Genomic DNA, 17,667 nt, shown 5'->3' with positions numbered 1-17,667 from the left:
ATATTTCCTCAGCTATTTGGTATCATTCGTTTTAATATAATAAAGACGAATAATCCATCCACAAAACAAACGGATCATTCGCAACTGATCTTACGTCTTTTACTTTTGTCCCAACCTCATGTGTATGTCGAGTATTATTCCTTAGGCATAGATGAAAAATATTTACCTCATTTGCTCTTGGTAAAAATCAATTTGATCTTTGATCACGGTTAAATGGTAGTGGAATTAGATCCGAATAAAATCGATAGTTTATGTAAGAAATCTTGTCCCATCATCATCACCTCACTTAATTTTTCAAAGTATATCACTTAAAATAGATCCTAAGACAAGCTGAAAGATTTGGTGGTATATTTTTAGCAATCATTAGCTTTAGCCTAGCAGAAATAATAACATTCTTGCTAGGCTTTTTAATCGTCTTGACACCACACGATAAGTAACCTTATAATTAAAAGGTAATATATTACCTTTGAAGTGGTGATTACTAATGAAGCGAATAATCAGCTTGGTGTGCTGTCTATTGTGCTTAACAAGTTGTCAGCAAGGAGGCTATCAAGCAACAAAGTTATTTATCTCACCAATTGATGACGATCATTATTTAATAACGATTGATGCTTTTAAGGGCCAATATGAAACGAAGCTTATCGTTGAAGAGGCACAAATATTTGAGATCAAGGGAGAAGTTGAATCAGGCGACGTTTTATTTGAGTTGTACAGCTTATTGAATGAGGAGCCTATCTTTACAGGTTACATCGATTCAGAAACGACCTTAGTTGATGAAGTTTGTGGAGAAGCCTTTTCAGGAGAATATCGCTGGGTCATTCAATCGTCTCGGGCGGAAGTGGTAAAAATAGAAATGCGCTTTACAAAACAGGAGGATTAGTATTATGGATGAAGATAAGGGGAAGATATTTGCTTCATTGTTTTTAATGGCTAATCGATTACAAATGCTTGGAGATCGATTAGATCAACAATTAACAGTGAAACAATGGCTCTTAATCGCAATTATTTACAAAAGCTTACCGGATCAACTCTCAGTAAAAGAGATTGCTCGAATTGTAGGCGTGACGCATCAAAATGTGATGCAAATGGTAAAGAATTTAAAGGAGAAAGGTTTCCTTGAGGTTTATACTGATACTAAAGACCGAAGAGTAAAAAGAGTAGGTCTTACGGAGAAATGTCAACAGCATTTACTTACACGTGAAGATAGAGAATTAGAATTTATAAATCGATTATTTGCAGACTTTCACACTGAGGAGGTACAGGAGCTTAGGAGGTTAATAGAAAAGTTAGTGGCTAATATTGCAAAAATGGAGATGGTCGATGATGAAGTTAGATCTAATTGAGCAAGTGCGCGCAATAAAACGTGATTTAATTAGTCGCTTATTACAGCAGGGGTGTCCCCCTATTCAATATCGCATTTTAACCGAGATCGATCAACAGTATCAGTATCGAGACCATCAATTTTTAACTTCCTTATATAGACAAATATTGTCTGATAAGGGAGTTGAATATATTTGTGATCAACCGTTAAAGCAAATGATCGAGCGAGATGTGCATGCAGTAGATGGAATAGAGACTTACGTTCGACTTCTAAAAGAAAAAGGTGTACGTTCTGATCATCCCAAACTTATGGAGATGATAACCTATATTTGTGAAGGATCTCACGTATTTGAAACGGGGAGCTTAAGAAATGTCGGTCAATATTTGGATGCGCTTAATTTAGGTGGATCGAATATGATCAAAGCAACAATATTAGCATACGCAGGTTTTGAAAATGATTCAATGGTTCAGGAGCAAATTAATAAAGCTTTACAGGCTTTTCAATTTGTGACCTCTGTGCAGGAGCTAGATGACATTTGTACGTTCGTTGATGGGAAGTGGGTATTGAACAAAGATGCCTATTGGGTAAGCGTTTATCATTTTCGGCTTCTTGCTTATACTGAATCTTGGCGGACGAATGAACAGATGGAGAGGGTAACCACTGCTATTGAAAACATGCTGCGCTTAGCACCCATTCATGATATGAAGGGAAGATGGAAACAACAAATTATTGCTCCTGGTAACTTTGCTATTCAATCGATAGAAATGGATTTTCGACAATTGAAACGCCCGCAAGACTGGATGCAATGGTTTCACCGTATGGAGTTGTTGGCAAAGATGGGCGTCATTGATCGGAGCGATCACTTTAAGAAGCAAATTGAATTAGTGATACGTGCTTTTGTTTCAGATCGTGACATTTTTTCTCGGATAAAATCACATCGATATTTTACGCATTGGTCACCATACAGCGGCTTTCGACTTGAAGAAAATTGGAACTCACGTCGTAAGAAAGAAAATGATTTCTTGTTTCGATTGGTGCTAATTATACATGCTGCGTTTCCAATTAAAATAAAAAATGAAAAAGATATCCGAATGCAACCAACTCATTTATCACAGATAACCGTCAGTAAAACACCGACCTCAAATTAGAGCGCAGAGGTCAATCGATTGAGATGGGTGATAACGGACGCTAATGTTCTGATTCACTCAGCGAGCCTTCAATCAGTGTGAGAAGAACGAAAGCGCCCACTGATTGAAGGTTCGTTTTATAAAAATGAAGGGAAGGTGAGACAAATGAGCTTATCACGTATAATGATTGTGATCATGATAGTCGTAACTGTGTTAGGCATAGGTGTTATCGTTAGAGATCACCTATTTCAGAAGCAGATGAAAAAAGAAACAAAAATTTTTTTGCAAGAGATGTCTGAGCAACCATCTATGTCGATTGATCAAAATCAACTAGACCTGTTACCTCTTCCGGTAATGAAATGGCTGAATTTGACACATGCTTTAGATCATGAACCTATTTCCTCAGTGTGGATTAGTCAAAAAGGTATGTTAAGAACTAAGCCTGACGGGAAATGGATGCCGTTTGATGCCGAACAACATTCTGGAATTGATTGTCCCTCTTATATATGGACGTCAGAAATTGAAGCGATGCGAGGCGTTACCATCTATGGCAGGGATATATATCAGAATCATGAAGCTGATATGCTGATCAAGTTAATGGGGAATTTTACTGTTGGAAGCGGATCTGGTCCGGAGCTTATACAAGGATCGTTAGTCCGCTATCTAGCTGAAATCGTTTGGTATCCTCAGGTAGTGTTGTCGTCGGATATCACTTGGGAGGCGATCGATGATCATGCTGCAAAAGCTGATATCACTTATGGAGATGTTAATGCTTCAGGAATATTTTACTTTAAAGACAATGGCGAACCTGAGCGTTTTGTAGCGGAAAGATATATGGAAAATGGAGGGGAATATACTTTAGAAGAATGGTCGGTTTCTATCGATAAATACGAAGAAGTACGGGGTATCCTGATTCCTACTGAAGGAAATGTGTATTGGAATCTAAAAGAAGGTCCGTTTCATTGGCTTCAGTTCGAGGTGACGGATGCAAAGTTTGAGAGACGTCAGTAGGGAAAAAGCAATGTCATTTCATTGTAAGTCTGATTGGAAAGAGAGGATCGAGTAAAAGGATTTGCCATTTATAATTAAGTTACTCTAAGAATGTGTTCATTAGTATGTGGTTAAAGTTTTTATCACAGATAACCGTCCGTAAAACTCCCACCTCAAAATAGAGAACAGAGGTCAATAGATTGAGGTGGGTGATAACGGAAGCTAATGTCCTGATTCACTCAACTAACAATCAGTGGGCGAAGAACGAAAACCCCCACTATAATGGCTTAATGTTATATACTCAATTTTCGCACACTGAAAATAGTCATTGAACCTTGATCGTGTTCAATAGACCCGGGATTCAATATGCTTGTTGACATTACTTCTACATGGATGTGCGGCATGCGACCTTCTCATACGTTTAGCATGTTATTTCGTTCCGAAAAGCAATGGATTCGCTTTTCGCGGGGATGGCTTCAGCTAACTTGAGTCGCAAAGATCACGCCTCAAGTGGATCTTCAGCTCATCCTATTCCCGCAGAAGTCTCACCCTTTGCTTATCTCCACTTAGACTGAGGGTTCATACTGAATACGTAAGCCCAACCGCACGAAATAAAGCGAAGAAGATGTGACACGACTAGAATAAGAAGTTTCTTATTCTGAGACTCCATTTCTATGTCTTGATCTACATGGTGTAAATCTAACGCCCACGGAAAGCGGAACATAGCTCACCTGTGCGTCTAAAAAGCAGATAAATTTATATAATCATCCGTGGTTTAAAGATTGGTTGATGCTAGAACCTGAAAAATATTGGTCAAATGTAAAGTGTCCCACATTGGTGGTTAATGGGCAATTGGACATACAATGTCCCGCTTAAAATGTTGATTTAATTAAAGCATATATTGAGAGTGGCGGCAATCGTGAGGTAAGTGTCAAGCTGTTTTCTGATCATAATCATCTATTCCAGAGGGGCAAAGATCGAGAGCGAGATATGTTGAATTACAAGAAAATTAAGTCAAGTATTTTAAATGAAGCAACGGATTATATCACTTCGTGGATTAGGCATTTGGTATAACTTGCTAACATAGATATGGAGAGAACGACTGTGACTTCTATAGGGGTTAACATAATCAAATGATTCCGATAGCGATTAGCGACAGATGGCATCTCCCATCAACTCTAATTACAAGAAGTCAGCATTCCCCGCCCAACAGCAAAGAGTATTGACAAAAATAAAAAAATATTTTATTATTTAAGTAAATACTTAATTACTTAAATGAAAAACGGGAAGATGCGATTGAAGCATTTAAATAAGAGATATTAATTGGAAGGTCTCAATACTAAATAATAAGTAGAAGATGATGAATCAATTTGTATCCAGTGGGTGTTAAGTATTGTAGTGACTCATGAATTCAAAATATATAAGGAGGTGTTGGAAATGTTAACGCTTAAGAATGTTTCAAAAATCTACGGCAACAATAAGAAAGCTGTAGATCAATTGAACCTGGAGATAAAAAAAGGGGAAATCATCGGATTCATTGGGCCAAATGGGGCGGGTAAAACCACAACCATCAGAATGATTACAGGAATTATCGCACCAACTGAGGGAACGATTGAAATAAACGGGAAGGATATTGCAAGGCAACCCGTAGAAGCAAAGAAGAACTTTACCTTTGTCCCTGATCATCCCACTATTTTTGATGCAATAAAGGGCATTGATTACTTGAATTTTATTGCAGATATGCATGAGGTAACCATACAAGAGAGGAAGGAGAGAATTGAAAAATATACCAAGGCATTTCAAATCTATGATGCCCTTCCTCAAACCATTAATTCATACTCCCATGGTATGAAGCAAAAATTGTTAATATCGGGGGCTTTGTTGCCAAATCCCAATCTATTTATTCTTGATGAACCAATGGTGGGGCTAGACCCCCATTCAGCAAAAATATTAAAGGATGTTATGCGGGAACACTGTGAAAAAGGTGGTACGGTATTTTTTTCCTCCCACGTGCTGGAAGTGGTGGAAAATTTGTGTGACAGGGTGGCGATTATTCATAGGGGAAAGCTAATTGCCTGCGATACAGCAGAAAACATTAAAAAGAGCAGCAGTGCTACCCTAGAAGAAATTTTTCTGGAGATGACGAAGGATGAATAAATTTTTATCTTTGACAAAAATACTGGTTCTAGATTTTTTTAGTAAATATACCCAGCAGTTAAATGTAAAAAATAAGTATTTGACTATATTGGTTATGTTCCTACCAGCCCTTTTGATTTTTCCAGCCACGCAAATGGTGTTAGAGCTGTATAATACATTTTTAACGCTTGGTTTTCCAGAATTAACGATAACCTATATGTATATAGCCAATACGATACTGATGATTTTTGCTAGCATTCCATTTATTATCTCAGTATTTTTTTACTCGAAGGATTTACAGTTAATCGCTACACTGCCAGTAAAGGAAGCTACCATCGTATTTTCAAAGCTGGCATCAGTGTACATTTATCTTCTTATCATTTCCTGCTTTTTCTTTGGAACCTCGGTGGTACTATATAGCACCGTAGGGGGACTAAAACTCAGCAGCCTTAATGTAGGCATCATAGCTTTGATCATTTCCCCGTTGTTACCTATGATTATCTCTGCGATAATCATTTTACCTTTTATGTCTGTAATAGGTAGTGGTAAACGAAGAAACCTAATGGTTGTAGTGGGGAATATGCTCCTATTATTGGCTATCATAGTCATGCAAATGCTGTCTTCAAGAATACAACTGAGGCCAGAGGAACTTAACACTAGTTTATTACAGGAGGACGGCTTACTAATGATGGTTGGACGCCGTTTTCCCCCAAGCATTTGGTTAACCAAAATGATACAAGGTTCTATTTTTCATGGATTCCTGTTCATCGGTCTAAATGTAGTCTTGGTACTGATCTTAAAAGCTTGTGCCAAAACATTATATAGCAAGGCATTAATGAAATTTAACCAAGAAGGGGCTCCTGTTCAAGGCGGAGAGATATATTACAAGAGTAGGAATAAAGGCTTACAAATGATTAAAAGACATATTAAAATCATTGTCAGTAATCCAATATTTTTGATAAATACGGTATTAACCATTTTTCTGCCCATATTAATGTTCATTATTATATTGTTTACAGGTGAGTTTCAAGCAGAGTTATTTAAGTCTACAGCTCTAGAGCCTTATCATGTCTATATTTTCTCAGCTATCATCACAACACCTGCTATTATTGGCAGTCTCACTTCAACAGCGATTACCCGAGAGGGGAAGACTTTCTGGGAAACGAAGGTGCTTCCTATTAGTGACAGGGATAACATTAAATACAGAATCTATACAACGCTAATCATTCAATTGGTTGCCTCGTTGATATTGGGGATAATGACGCTATTAACTATACCTGTGAATGTACAAACGGTATTAATTGCCGCAGTATTTTGTATTACTTCAACCCTTTTCTTTTCAAACATAGATATTGTAATCAATATAGAAAGGCCATTGTTAAACTGGTCTACCCCAACGGCGGCGGTGAAAAATAATCTGAATATACTGCTGGCGCTTTTATTAAGGTTGATAGTAGGCGTATTTGGATATGGATTGTATAAGCTAATAGATCATTTGGAAGCCAACATAGTTATCCTTATATTTAGCGGGTTGTTTATCATGCTTTATTTCATCTCTATATGGATTGTATATGGAATATATAAGGATAAATTTATTGATATTGTACCTTAAGCGAACGACTCGATAAAGTACAAATATCATTTAATAATGAGGGAGAATAGGAGAGGATTTAGATGTCAAAAAACTTTAGCGATAGAGATAAGTTATCCAAAGTAAAGACAACTCTGTCTGTACTCGTTGTTTTGGGATTAGCCGTTGCATTGTTTTGGGTTACGAGGGAAAGTAAAATATCAATACAGGGTACGACCTTAGAAATAGGCGGGATGTATGGTATAAGCATCGATGCCGAAGAAGTTGAGGACGTATTATTAACGGATGAAATACCAAATATTCGGGGAAAAACAAATGCACTTTCTTTATTGAGCCTCAAGAAAGGCACCTTCAGAATGGACGAAATCGAAAAAGCTAGACTTTATTTGCATTCAGGCAATGGACCCTATATACAGATTATGACAAGTGAGGATATTATCATAGTAAACTATAGAAATGCGGAAATGACTCAATCTGTTTATGAAGACATTAGGGCGTTTAGTTTAAAAACAGGTGATAGTGCGGAAAGGCAGTGAAAGCTCAGGTCGTGGTTCGCATTCAAAAAACGAACTTATTTCAATCTGCGAAAGTTGAGATAATAACAAATCTATCTAGTTAGCTGCAAAAGAAAGTCCTATAAGATGATCAAAATGTTAATCTATAGGGCTTTTTCATTCATTGGTAAATCCATTCGGTACGTTATTTTTATCCCTTTTGAGGACAGAGTGTAATTAATATAAAGTCATTACATTCTCTAATACCAACTCCATTTCTAAAAAACTTTGAGTAATTATTTTACCCCAAAAGGTATATAGTTGATTAAACATTATCTATTCTAGAGATTAGAATAGCACCCCGAACGATAGTAAAATGAGGGACTATCGTTGCTTATATTTCATATTTACTATTTAGATGGTTGTGGAACTGACTTTTAACAAAATGAGTGAATTTCATAATGGCTTGCGCTAACGCTAAACACGAATGTTAATATATAAACACATCTAAAGAGAAGAGTGTTGACGCGCTCCGTCAATCAATGGACTCGCTTTCCTGAGGCCGTGCCCGCGGAAAGCGATCGTCTGTAACTGGAGTGAGTACAAAATCCTTTAAATTCAAAATACATCCATGGGTTAGTTTTTCAGCAGTCTCGATGCTGTCCTCAAGGAGTCTCGCTCATTGTTTCCTCCGCTTAATATAGTAGTTCTTTTCTTCAATTTAATCTTCGTACAAAAAAACTATAAATACCTATATTGTTCGTATTTGTTTGTAAATTTGCAAATTATGAAATTGATTCAGACTCAATGTCTTTTATTTTATCAATTCGCTAATGGTTACAAATTGATAACCTTCTAGTGTTAAATGCTTTAAAATGGGATCTAGCGCCTCCACTGTAGTATCATAAATGTCATGCATCAATACAATTTGTCCATTACTTGCATTGGTTTTCACAATCTGAAAAATAGATTCAGGAGTTCTTGTATTCCAATCTCGCGTATCGATGGTCCACAAAACAGATGGCATTCCAACAAGCTGATCTACATTCGCATTGCGTTCTCCAAAAGGTGGGCGAAAATGAGTGGGTTGGTATCCAATAGCATCTTCAATGGCCACTACTCCAAGAGAAATTCCCTCTATTGCTTCCTCTTCTGAGAGAGTCGTTAAATTTTTATGACTCCATGTATGACTGCCAATTTCATGACCTGACGCTGCCACTTGTGCTGTGATATGAGGATATTCTTCAACTTGACTTCCTAACATGAAAAATGTCGCCTTAGCATCGTACTGATTTAGTAATTGTAGAACTTCTCTAGTATGAATGGGATGTGGTCCGTCATCGAATGTCAAAGCAATCTTCTTTTTCGAAGTCTCACCTTGAAATATCGGTTCAAACCCTTTTGCTTCAGATTCTATTTGTTTATCTATCGGCTTCTTCGTTGCTTCAGACTCATCATTCTCTACACGATGAGATTCATTATTTTCTACCTATAAAACATCATCCGTTTGGGAGCACCCTAATAGCAAAAAACATAGGAAAAGCAAGAGGATTAATTATTACTAATTGAACTAATGAGTCTTTGTATTATTTTTTTATTTAGAGACATTCTTTGAGCCCAGACACTTTTTCTTTTTCCTCTATCTAGCCGCATACGCTTTAATTCCTTCCACAATGGCTTGTGCGACCCTGTTTTGGAAGTCGTTATCCCACATTTCATTTTCCTCTTCCGCACTAGTTAAATAACCTACCTCGATTAGTGCTGCCGGCATCTCTGTTTCAGATAAAACAAAAAAACTTTCTTTTTTGCTCCTCGATCTCTAAATTGCGTGGCATTCACTACATGCTCTTGTACTGTTTCTGCAAACTGTCGTGAATGCGAATGATAGTAATAGGTCTCTGTTCCTGTAACTGTTGAATCTTCAAATGTATTAGCATGAATAGACACAAATAAATCTGCTTTTTTTTCATTAGCACATTACGGTCTAAAACGACTGGTTTGAGATAAAAATTCATCTTCTTCCCGAGTCATTAATACTTCTATTAAGGGTTCGGCTTCTAACAATTTTTGTGCGTTTTGAGCTATCAATAAAGTAAAATCCTTCTCATATCGTCCACTTGCTCCTATAGCACCCACATCGTCTCCACCGTGCTCTGGATCAATTACTACTCTTAAACGTGTCCCATCTTCTGGGTCGTCACTTATGTCATGCATTTGTATCTGTGAGTCGTCACTTATGTGCTTCATGTGACTCATTGTGTGAAAAATTCCACCTAGTACTAAAAGTATGAATGAAAAATTTATTGTTTTCCGTTTGTTCATCTTCTATTTCTCCTTTCATTTGATTACAATGAAAGTCTAAAAGAAAGGTTCGTTTTATATATGTGCGGGGCTTATTTTACCGTGCTACTTGTTGTTCGTATTTAAAGGGCTAAGAGAATTAATTACTGATTCTATGCAAGATCAAATCATGAGAATAATAAGAAGAGCATACATACAAATGTAATGATCAGTCCAAAAACCCCAATGATTGCGAACCATTTCAACCATTTCTCCAGCGCGGCTCGGTTGGAGTATCCTGAGTGAATGCCGTTGATGGGTGTTAGCCGAACGGCCCTTTCAGCAGGAATGATTGAGCCTATTAAACCTACAACAAGCGGAATGCAACCCGTCCATATTAAATAAATAAATCGATCGCTTGGCCATGTTTGTTCAAGCCATGTGCTAATAGAAAAGGCAAAAGTAAACGCTAAGATACTTGCCAATAAACCTGTAAAAAAACCTTCAAGCCAAATAAGTAAACGGACGTGATTAGCCCTCCAACCAACGGTCTTTAATATCGCTAGCTCGGGTTGGCGTTCACTGACATTTTGCCAAATCATTTCGACAGTCGTTAAGAGTGCGATGACAAGCGCAACAATAGCTGCTGTGTAATGGATTGGCCCCACGTCAATGGCAATATATTGCCCAAGGCTAGTCGTATACATAACGCCTTGGAGTCGCAGTGTGATATACAAGAAAATCGTTAATAGACTTGACGGTAAAGCAATGGTCACAACAGATAAGACATAGCGTTGCCACTTTCTAATAAAGTGATTAAGAGCCATGGTTATAACGCCGATTGTTGGTAAAACGCTTTTTCTCGATGTCGCGATTTCGCCGTGTTGCATCGTTTGTATTGGTGAAATCTTGCTAGCAATCATGATCGGTAAAATAGAGCCGAGTAGATAAATAATCCACCCGCTTATCCCTGTTGACACAAAACGAATCGGTGAAAAACTGATGTTCTCACTCCAATAAACAAAGCCGAGAATGAGCCAAGAGATGAGCGCGGTTAATCCACCTAACCATACCGATTCAGTAAGTAATAACTTTCCCACTTGTCTTGGTCGCCAACCAACAGCTAAGAGGATCGCGAGTTCTTTTTTTCGTGCTTGTAGATTAATTAATCCAGTCGCCCATACGTACAAGACAGCAACCGTAATCGTCATAAGCAAAATCGTTGTATAACTGAGGGTTGCTTCTCGGAAAATCGACATTGCCGCACCGAGCTTAATCCAAGGCTGCTGAAACCAACCTTCTGTTGCATCAGTATCTGATTGTGGTAGGTACACCAAGGTTTGCTGTGGCGATGACCCTAGCATAATGTCAGTAATCAAGCCGGTTTCTTGTTCGATTCGCTCGGCAATCTGTTCTAATTTTGCTTGACTCTGCTCTGTTAATCCTTCAACACCTTTAACCTTTATCCTAATTGCCGAGATAATCTGATTACCAAGAATGTGTTCGGCATAATCAAGCGTCGTTAGCATGCTTGGTGGACTGGTTAAAAAGCTATAGCCTTCACCAATCGGCTCTAACGGAATTGGTGGATTAAATGGTTGTAAGTCTGGATTAAAAACAAGCTCCGCACGAATCGGTCGATAAGTTTCCATAGGTAGCTCTGTTGTTGGATCTTGTGCAATATTTAAGTGGCTCGGGTCATAAAAGCCGATCCACTCGGGATTAATTAAGGGGAGTGATTGATCAAAACGCTCTTCATTCCGATAGCCAGTAAAACTTCCTTGATCATTAATGGTAGAATCAATCGTTACCGTTTTAAGTTGATAGGCATTCGGCCACTGCTCTGGGAGGGGGCTTTCCTTTTGTTTATATGCTAGCGGTGCTACTTTCATAAACAATTGAAACTCATCTTGGAGTAGCGCGCTTGCTGAATAAGGCTCACCTGTTTCTAGATCATAACGTGAAAGACTGTTAGCAAAATAAGAAAACAGTTGATAATCATCATAGCGAAATTGTTCAACGGGCTCACCGTCTAAATCATCCAGATACGCTTGTCCTCCCAAGGATTCAAGACGTTGATAAATTTGAGTAGGACTTTCATCGTCATCAATTTCAATCTCCAGTTTCTCATAGGTATAAACAAGCTCTGAATGGGTATAAGAACGATTACTTAATAAAATCGGTAAGGGATACGAATAGCTGTTTTCTGCAATAGGTGTTGCTTGATCCTGATCACTAAAGTACCGACTATTACCAATATCGAGAACGGCTTGGTCAAGTCCAACTAATGCAGCCTCTTGAACCGGGTCAATTGCTGCCAGTAGCTGAGATTGCATGATCAGATTAGGCGTTTCATTTAAGGGATGGTAGTAGTCTGCCATAAAATTTGAATCACCTGGATGATTATTAACGGATTGATACGACGTATGTCTATCTGTTAACTGGTTAATGCCATCACCCGTAATATGCTCTGACGTAAAGCGATATAGACCAGGTTCTGTTATATGGGGGTTATCAAATTCTAGAAAAAAATAGACATGACCGATAAAGGCGATTGGGGCTGCAATTTCAATGTCAGTCATTGCTTTAATTTGTTCATACTGAGCAGTAGAGATCCCCCCTGAAATGCCACTCAAAAAATTCGTATCTAACAGCTGATCGTGCTCGGTTTCACCTCTAGTACCAGTTGGTCTTACCGCAATATGATACGAGGATTGCCAGCTTTGCTGGAGCTCTTCAGTAATAGTCAGCTGATTTCGATCTGACAATCCAACTAAATACGACAAGCCCGTTGCAATCACGACGACACCGAGCAATAGTAAAAGAAGGCGCTCCTTTTTGCGCTTCCAATTTTGCCAAATAAAGTGGATCATAGCGGCACCCCCGCTTGATCCTTGATGACACATCCATCCTGCATGGTAATGATTCGCTCTGTCCGGTCAGCTAAGTTTGGTTCATGCGTAACAAAAATAACACCACAGCCATCATCTTGGTGTAATTGCTTTAATAGGTTGAAAATACGCTCACTCGCAACACTATCTAAATTGCCTGTTGGTTCATCTACAAGTAACCAACTTGGCTTATGGATAATCGCTCGAGCAATCGCCACCCGCTGTTGCTGTCCACCAGATAATTGTGATGGCAATGCAGTCGTCTTATCTAGCAAATCCACATAATCTAACACTTCTTTTGCTCGTATGTGTTTATTATAGGAGACCTTGCGTCCGAATAAGGGCGTTAATACATTTTCCAAAACATTTAAAGTAGGTAACAAGTGAAATTGTTGAAAGACAAAGCCGACCTGTTCAAAGCGAAAGTCAGCCAAGCGACGTTTACTTTTCGCACCGATTTCCTCTCCATCATACAAAATTTCCCCCTTAGTCGGGCGATCTAAAGTCCCTAAAAGACTTAGTAACGTTGATTTTCCTGAACCAGATCGCCCAATGACCGAAGTGAAGTCGCTTCTTTTAAAGCAGAGATTAATCTTGCGAACGGCAGTGGTTTCAACGCCATCGCCCTGGTACGTCTTTGTTAGATCGACACATTCGATTTTCGAAACCATATTAAACCTCCATATTTTTTAATCGTTTCATTTATCATAGATAGCAGTCTATAAAACATCCACCTGAAAATAGAGAACAGAGGTAAATTGATATTGGTGGGTGCTAACGGACGCTCATGTCTTGATTCACTGAACGAACAAGTAGTGGTAGCAGAACAACCACACTGTATTGAAGGGGCGTTTTATGTATGGGAAAAAAGGGAGGGGTTTCTTCATATTAACCGGTTGTATAATCCTCCCTCTAAAAAATAATTTATGCTTAAAATGACGCCAATTTTTCTCTTTTTACAAGCTTTACACTTAATCTAACAAATGAGTGGATGGAAGGACACATGTGCCATGACAACTAACGGTACCGCTATAATGCACAATATAAACCGGTTGTCCCCCAGGATCTCGTTGTATGCTTTGTCGGCGCAATGTACCAGACCAACCCCGTTGATTATAATTAATCGTTGCTGGTATCGTATCTGTCAGCTGGTATAGTCTATAAACAGAAATCGTACGACTCCTAGTAGACGTCAACGTGTGGTCGCTGTCATTTGTAGCTGAATGGTTGTGTTCTGCTGAAGCGGAGACGGAATAATCTGAAAATTCACCAGATAACAAAAATACTAGACTTAGCATACTAAACACTGTCAAAAGCTTCTTTAGCATTTGCTCACCTCCTTCCAATATTTTATAATTAAATAGTAACATTATATACTAGTTAACTTCAATAAAATAACAAATGTTGTTTCGATATTTTTTGATAATAACGGTTAGCTATTGATCTTGGTTTAACGTGTATTCGCTGTAATTGAAATCATGGCGTTTATGGTAAAATTAGCTTAACTAAATTTGCGATATAACACCGTATCAAATTCTATTATTAGGGTGAATGCATACAAGAATAGTGGCAAAACTATTGGGGGTAGAGGTATTATGAAGAAAGTAATCGAAACAGAGCGACTGTATCTTAGGGAACTGATCAAGGAGGATATAAAAGAGTTAGCTAAAATTCTTTCAGACCCAGAATCAATGCAATACTATGCTGGGCCGTTTAAACAGGAGAAGGTGGAAAAATGGATCCAATGGAATATTGATAATTATAAAAAATATAACCATGGTTTATGGGCCGTTATTTTGAAAGATGGGGAAACCTTTCTAGGGGACTGTGGCATTACAATGCAAGCAATAGAAAATGAAAGAGTACCAGAGATTGGCTTTCATATACTAAAAAAGTATTGGAATCAAGGGTATGCAACAGAAGCCGCAATTGCCTGTCGAGATTATGCTTTTAATGTTTTAAACTACCCTAAGTTATTTTCATATACCACCCTTGAAAATAGATCATCACAGAAGGTTGCAGAAAAAATAGGCATGCAGCCGTATAAGATTTTTGAGAAAAATGGTGAAAAGCAAATTGCTCAAGTGATATTTAATAAATAAGGGGTCAGCTTTAGTTTTAATGATATATTTGTAGCTATCTATACAAAATGAAGTTATGTTATACTAGTAATCGTAAAACGTAAGGACTCTATTTTAGAAATAAACTTAAAATACGGGATGAACAATTAAGTGAGTTATTGAAAGGATAATTTTATGGGTGAAAACAATACAGAAAAAAGAAATTTTCAAGAATTAGATACGGACACACTTGATCTCGTTTCACAAACGTTCAAGGCGCTGAGCGATCCTACACGTATACGAATATTATATATACTCTCTCAAAAAGAATGCTCCGTCAACGAAATCGTCGAAACATTAAGTTTAAAACAATCAACTGTGTCTCATCAGTTACGTTATTTAAAAAGCTTGAGATTAGTTAAGAACAGGCGTGAAGGAACCACTTTATTTTACTCAGCAGACGACCAACATGTTCTTGATTTGTTAAATGAATCTATTGAACATACATTACATTGCTAAACCTGATGTCCATTCTAAATAGAATGGATTTTTTGTTGCTCTATATATTAATATATGATAATATGATCATATATTAAATTAAGGGGAGATATAAATGTCTAAAATAAATAATCATGATGATCATAATCACGAACATAGTCATGATCATAATCATGGGAAAATGCCAGTTGTTCTATATTTTGTTGGGTTAACATTAGCAATTATCGCTTTGTTTTTAAGTGAACAGTATGAGCTTTTACAAAATATCCTTTTTTCTATTGCTACATTAACTGCTGGTTATCATGTGGTGGTTTTAGAAGGAATAGGAGAGACGATTGAGAATTCTAAAAGAAATCGACGGTTTGTTCCAAATTCACATATTTTAATGGGGCTAGCAGCATTAGGAGCCTCTCTTATCGGAGAGTTTTGGGAAGGCGCACTGTTGATTCTTATTTTCTCTGGGGCACATTTTTTAGAAGAGTATGCAGAAGGAAGAAGTAAAAGAGAAATTACTAAATTAGTTGAGATGCATCCAACAACCGCACGGCGTATCACCTCAAATGGAAAGACTGAAAAAATTAATGTAGAGGAACTTAAAGTTGGCGACCACCTTCAGGTAAGAAACGGAGACCAAGTACCGATAGATGGAGTGATTCTTTCAGGAGAAACATCTATTGATGAGTCCTCAATAAATGGAGAGAGCATTCCTAAAGAGAAAACAAAAGGTGATCCTGTTTTTGGTAGTACAATAAATGGGAACGGAACATTTACAATGGAAGTAACGAAACAGAATGAGGATACTGTTTTTTCAAAGATTCTTACACTTGTAAATCAAAACCAAAATAATCAAACTCGAGTAGGAAGTATTATCAAAAAATTTGAGCCGAAATATGTCACTATAGTTTTGATTGCTGTTACTTTATTTGTGATACTCGCTCCTCTATTATTTGATTGGCCATGGTCTCAAAGTATTTATAGAGGGTTAGTTCTGTTGGTTGCAGCAGCTCCATGTGCTTTAGCAGCAGCCACGGTATCTGTTACTTTGTCTGCCACTTCGAATTTAGCTAAAAAAGGTGTGCTCTCAAAAGGGAGTTCCTATTTGTCTCAATTAGCAGATATTGAAACCATTTCTTTTGATAAAACAGGAACCTTAACCAAAGGAAAACCGGAAGTAACGAATGCTTATTTCTCTGGAAATGTAGAGAAAGAGGACTTAATTGACATTATTGTTGCACTAGAAAAAGGAAGTAACCACCCATTAGCAGATGCTATTTTGAAAAGGTTTGAAGCAAAGCACCACTTAGATATTGAAGTAACAAATCAAATTGGTAAAGGAGTAGAAGGAGAATATAAGGGGCATCGTTACAGAATTGGGAAACCAATCTCATTTAAAAATGTCTCCTCTGAAATTTCTCTATTAAATACTGACTGGGCTTCAAAAGGAGAGACCGTAGTATATATAGCAAAAGATGAAGAAGTCGTCGGTTTAATTGGATTAATGGATGTACCCAATGAACAAGCACAAGCGACGATTAACTACTTCAAACAACAAGGAATTCATACAACATTAATTACGGGAGATTCTAAAATGACAGGAGAAGCTGTCGCAAGAAAACTTGGAATGGATGAAGTGATAGCTAATGTTATGCCAGAAGATAAGTCAAAAATTATAAACGAACAAAAAGAAAAGCATGGAATTACAGCAATGGTGGGAGATGGAGTAAATGATGCTCCAGCTCTTGTAAATGCAGATGTTGGAATAGCTATGGGTGACGGAACGGATGTAGCAGTTGATGTATCTGATTTAGTACTCATGAAAAATAATTTAAATAAATTAGTTCACTCTCACCGAACATCACAGAAAATGAACCGAGTGATCTGGCAAAATATCATCTTTTCAATGTCAGTCGTTGCGTTCTTAGTTATAGTAACGTTTTTGGGATTAACGGATATGACTCTTAGTGTCATTATTCATGAAGGAAGTACACTAGTGGTTATATTGAATGGTTTAAGGTTATTGCGATCCGTTAATCATTCTATAGAATAACGGGGTTAATTATCGGTGAAAAAACAACTTAGCTTATTCGTCATTTTAGCAAAAGAGAATATGTAGACTTGGATAGTAGAGGTTTGCACTGTCCTGGAACCTCTACTATCATATCTCCATTAAATTCCATTATGATCTTTTAGAAAATGCGCATTGACAAGGTTAGCAAAATGTAGTAAATTATACGCTAACATTATCTATATATTAAGCGATCTTATCCAGAGAGGTGGAG

15 protein-coding genes, 1 pseudogene and 1 riboswitch (1 of these 17 cut by a window edge) are annotated in these 17,667 nt (G+C 37.5%); of the genes and pseudogenes, 11 read left to right on the top strand and 5 right to left on the bottom strand.

Going from position 1 to position 17,667, the window contains the following annotated elements:
* From B494_RS21350 to B494_RS0114835, 8 genes are all read left to right on the top strand, one after another.
* Positions 1-213, top strand: a 213-nt coding sequence (locus tag B494_RS21350) for a hypothetical protein (RefSeq protein WP_206536225.1), incomplete at its 5' end; no start/stop codon positions are given.
* 271 nt (positions 214-484) lie between these two features.
* Positions 485-880, top strand: a complete 396-nt coding sequence (locus B494_RS0114865; RefSeq protein ID WP_144032262.1) for a hypothetical protein — start codon at positions 485-487, stop codon at positions 878-880.
* Positions 881-884: 4 nt separating this feature from the next.
* The gene (locus B494_RS0114860; protein WP_017473173.1) at positions 885-1,343 is read left to right on the top strand and encodes a MarR family winged helix-turn-helix transcriptional regulator; all 459 of its coding nucleotides are present in this window, start codon (positions 885-887) and stop codon (positions 1,341-1,343) included.
* Positions 1,324-2,469: a hypothetical protein gene (locus tag B494_RS0114855; RefSeq protein ID WP_017473172.1), complete on the top strand. Its 1,146-nt coding sequence runs from the start codon at positions 1,324-1,326 to the stop codon at positions 2,467-2,469. The genes B494_RS0114860 and B494_RS0114855 overlap by 20 nt, the downstream gene beginning before the upstream one ends.
* A 144-nt stretch (positions 2,470-2,613) precedes the next feature.
* On the top strand, positions 2,614-3,459 hold the full coding sequence (locus B494_RS0114850; RefSeq protein ID WP_017473171.1) for a DUF6544 family protein: 846 nt from the start codon (positions 2,614-2,616) through the stop codon (positions 3,457-3,459).
* Between the two features lie 1,416 nt (positions 3,460-4,875).
* Positions 4,876-5,595, top strand: coding sequence for an ABC transporter ATP-binding protein (locus B494_RS0114845; protein WP_017473170.1), 720 nt, complete (start codon positions 4,876-4,878; stop codon positions 5,593-5,595).
* The gene (locus B494_RS0114840) at positions 5,588-7,186 is read left to right on the top strand and encodes a hypothetical protein (protein ID WP_017473169.1); all 1,599 of its coding nucleotides are present in this window, start codon (positions 5,588-5,590) and stop codon (positions 7,184-7,186) included. The genes B494_RS0114845 and B494_RS0114840 overlap by 8 nt, the downstream gene beginning before the upstream one ends.
* A 62-nt stretch (positions 7,187-7,248) precedes the next feature.
* Positions 7,249-7,701: a hypothetical protein gene (locus B494_RS0114835; RefSeq protein WP_017473168.1), complete on the top strand. Its 453-nt coding sequence runs from the start codon at positions 7,249-7,251 to the stop codon at positions 7,699-7,701.
* A 772-nt stretch (positions 7,702-8,473) separates the two neighbouring features.
* Here B494_RS0114835 and B494_RS0114830 read toward each other — a convergent pair.
* The 5 genes and pseudogenes from B494_RS0114830 to B494_RS0114810 all read right to left on the bottom strand — a co-directional run bounded on the left by B494_RS0114830 (position 8,474) and on the right by B494_RS0114810 (position 14,158).
* Positions 8,474-9,046 carry a polysaccharide deacetylase family protein gene (locus B494_RS0114830; RefSeq protein ID WP_277422589.1) on the bottom strand — a complete coding sequence of 191 codons (573 nt, stop codon included), beginning with the start codon at positions 9,044-9,046 and terminating at the stop codon, positions 8,474-8,476.
* A gap of 252 nt (positions 9,047-9,298) precedes the next feature.
* Positions 9,299-9,873 (bottom strand): annotated as a pseudogene (locus tag B494_RS20665) (N-acetylmuramoyl-L-alanine amidase family protein).
* A gap of 254 nt (positions 9,874-10,127) precedes the next feature.
* A complete protein-coding gene (locus B494_RS19540) occupies positions 10,128-12,812 on the bottom strand; it encodes an ABC transporter permease (protein ID WP_017473164.1) in 2,685 nt (894 codons plus the stop codon).
* The gene (locus B494_RS0114815; protein WP_017473163.1) at positions 12,809-13,501 is read right to left on the bottom strand and encodes an ABC transporter ATP-binding protein; all 693 of its coding nucleotides are present in this window, start codon (positions 13,499-13,501) and stop codon (positions 12,809-12,811) included. Before B494_RS0114815 ends, B494_RS19540 begins: the two co-directional genes overlap by 4 nt.
* 300 nt (positions 13,502-13,801) lie before the next feature.
* Positions 13,802-14,158 carry a hypothetical protein gene (locus B494_RS0114810; RefSeq protein ID WP_017473162.1) on the bottom strand — a complete coding sequence of 119 codons (357 nt, stop codon included), beginning with the start codon at positions 14,156-14,158 and terminating at the stop codon, positions 13,802-13,804.
* A 267-nt stretch (positions 14,159-14,425) separates the two neighbouring features.
* Between B494_RS0114810 and B494_RS0114805 the strand changes: the two genes are divergently transcribed.
* The 3 genes from B494_RS0114805 (at position 14,426) to B494_RS0114795 (ending at position 17,435) form a co-directional block, all read left to right on the top strand.
* Entirely contained in the window at positions 14,426-14,932 is a 507-nt protein-coding gene (locus B494_RS0114805) for a GNAT family N-acetyltransferase (protein WP_017473161.1), read from the top strand.
* 153 nt (positions 14,933-15,085) lie between these two features.
* Positions 15,086-15,409, top strand: coding sequence for an ArsR/SmtB family transcription factor (locus tag B494_RS0114800; protein ID WP_017473160.1), 324 nt, complete (start codon positions 15,086-15,088; stop codon positions 15,407-15,409).
* A gap of 94 nt (positions 15,410-15,503) precedes the next feature.
* Entirely contained in the window at positions 15,504-17,435 is a 1,932-nt protein-coding gene (locus tag B494_RS0114795; protein ID WP_017473159.1) for a heavy metal translocating P-type ATPase, read from the top strand.
* 211 nt (positions 17,436-17,646) lie between these two features.
* A riboswitch (SAM riboswitch) is annotated at positions 17,647-17,667 on the top strand (it continues 96 nt past the right edge of the window).

It is taken from the genome of Amphibacillus jilinensis Y1 (genome assembly GCF_000306965.1).
Lineage (GTDB): Bacteria > Bacillota > Bacilli > Bacillales > Amphibacillaceae > Amphibacillus_C > Amphibacillus_C jilinensis.
This window is presented reverse-complemented; position numbering and strand designations above follow the sequence as displayed.

Excerpts from the sequence above, each read along its gene's own strand:
- B494_RS0114850 (WP_017473171.1), top strand. The coding sequence starts at position 2,614 with ATGAGCTTATCACGTATAATGATTGTGATCATGATAGTCGTAACTGTG.
- B494_RS0114845 (WP_017473170.1), top strand. The coding sequence starts at position 4,876 with ATGTTAACGCTTAAGAATGTTTCAAAAATCTACGGCAACAATAAGAAA.
- B494_RS0114865 (WP_144032262.1), top strand. The coding sequence starts at position 485 with ATGAAGCGAATAATCAGCTTGGTGTGCTGTCTATTGTGCTTAACAAGT.
- B494_RS0114840 (WP_017473169.1), top strand. The coding sequence starts at position 5,588 with ATGAATAAATTTTTATCTTTGACAAAAATACTGGTTCTAGATTTTTTT.
- B494_RS0114805 (WP_017473161.1), top strand. The coding sequence starts at position 14,426 with ATGAAGAAAGTAATCGAAACAGAGCGACTGTATCTTAGGGAACTGATC.
- B494_RS0114815 (WP_017473163.1), bottom strand. The coding sequence starts at position 13,501 with ATGGTTTCGAAAATCGAATGTGTCGATCTAACAAAGACGTACCAGGGC.
- B494_RS0114860 (WP_017473173.1), top strand. The coding sequence starts at position 885 with ATGGATGAAGATAAGGGGAAGATATTTGCTTCATTGTTTTTAATGGCT.
- B494_RS0114800 (WP_017473160.1), top strand. The coding sequence starts at position 15,086 with ATGGGTGAAAACAATACAGAAAAAAGAAATTTTCAAGAATTAGATACG.
- B494_RS0114855 (WP_017473172.1), top strand. The coding sequence starts at position 1,324 with ATGAAGTTAGATCTAATTGAGCAAGTGCGCGCAATAAAACGTGATTTA.
- B494_RS0114835 (WP_017473168.1), top strand. The coding sequence starts at position 7,249 with ATGTCAAAAAACTTTAGCGATAGAGATAAGTTATCCAAAGTAAAGACA.
- B494_RS0114795 (WP_017473159.1), top strand. The coding sequence starts at position 15,504 with ATGTCTAAAATAAATAATCATGATGATCATAATCACGAACATAGTCAT.
- B494_RS19540 (WP_017473164.1), bottom strand. The coding sequence starts at position 12,812 with ATGATCCACTTTATTTGGCAAAATTGGAAGCGCAAAAAGGAGCGCCTT.
- B494_RS0114810 (WP_017473162.1), bottom strand. The coding sequence starts at position 14,158 with ATGCTAAAGAAGCTTTTGACAGTGTTTAGTATGCTAAGTCTAGTATTT.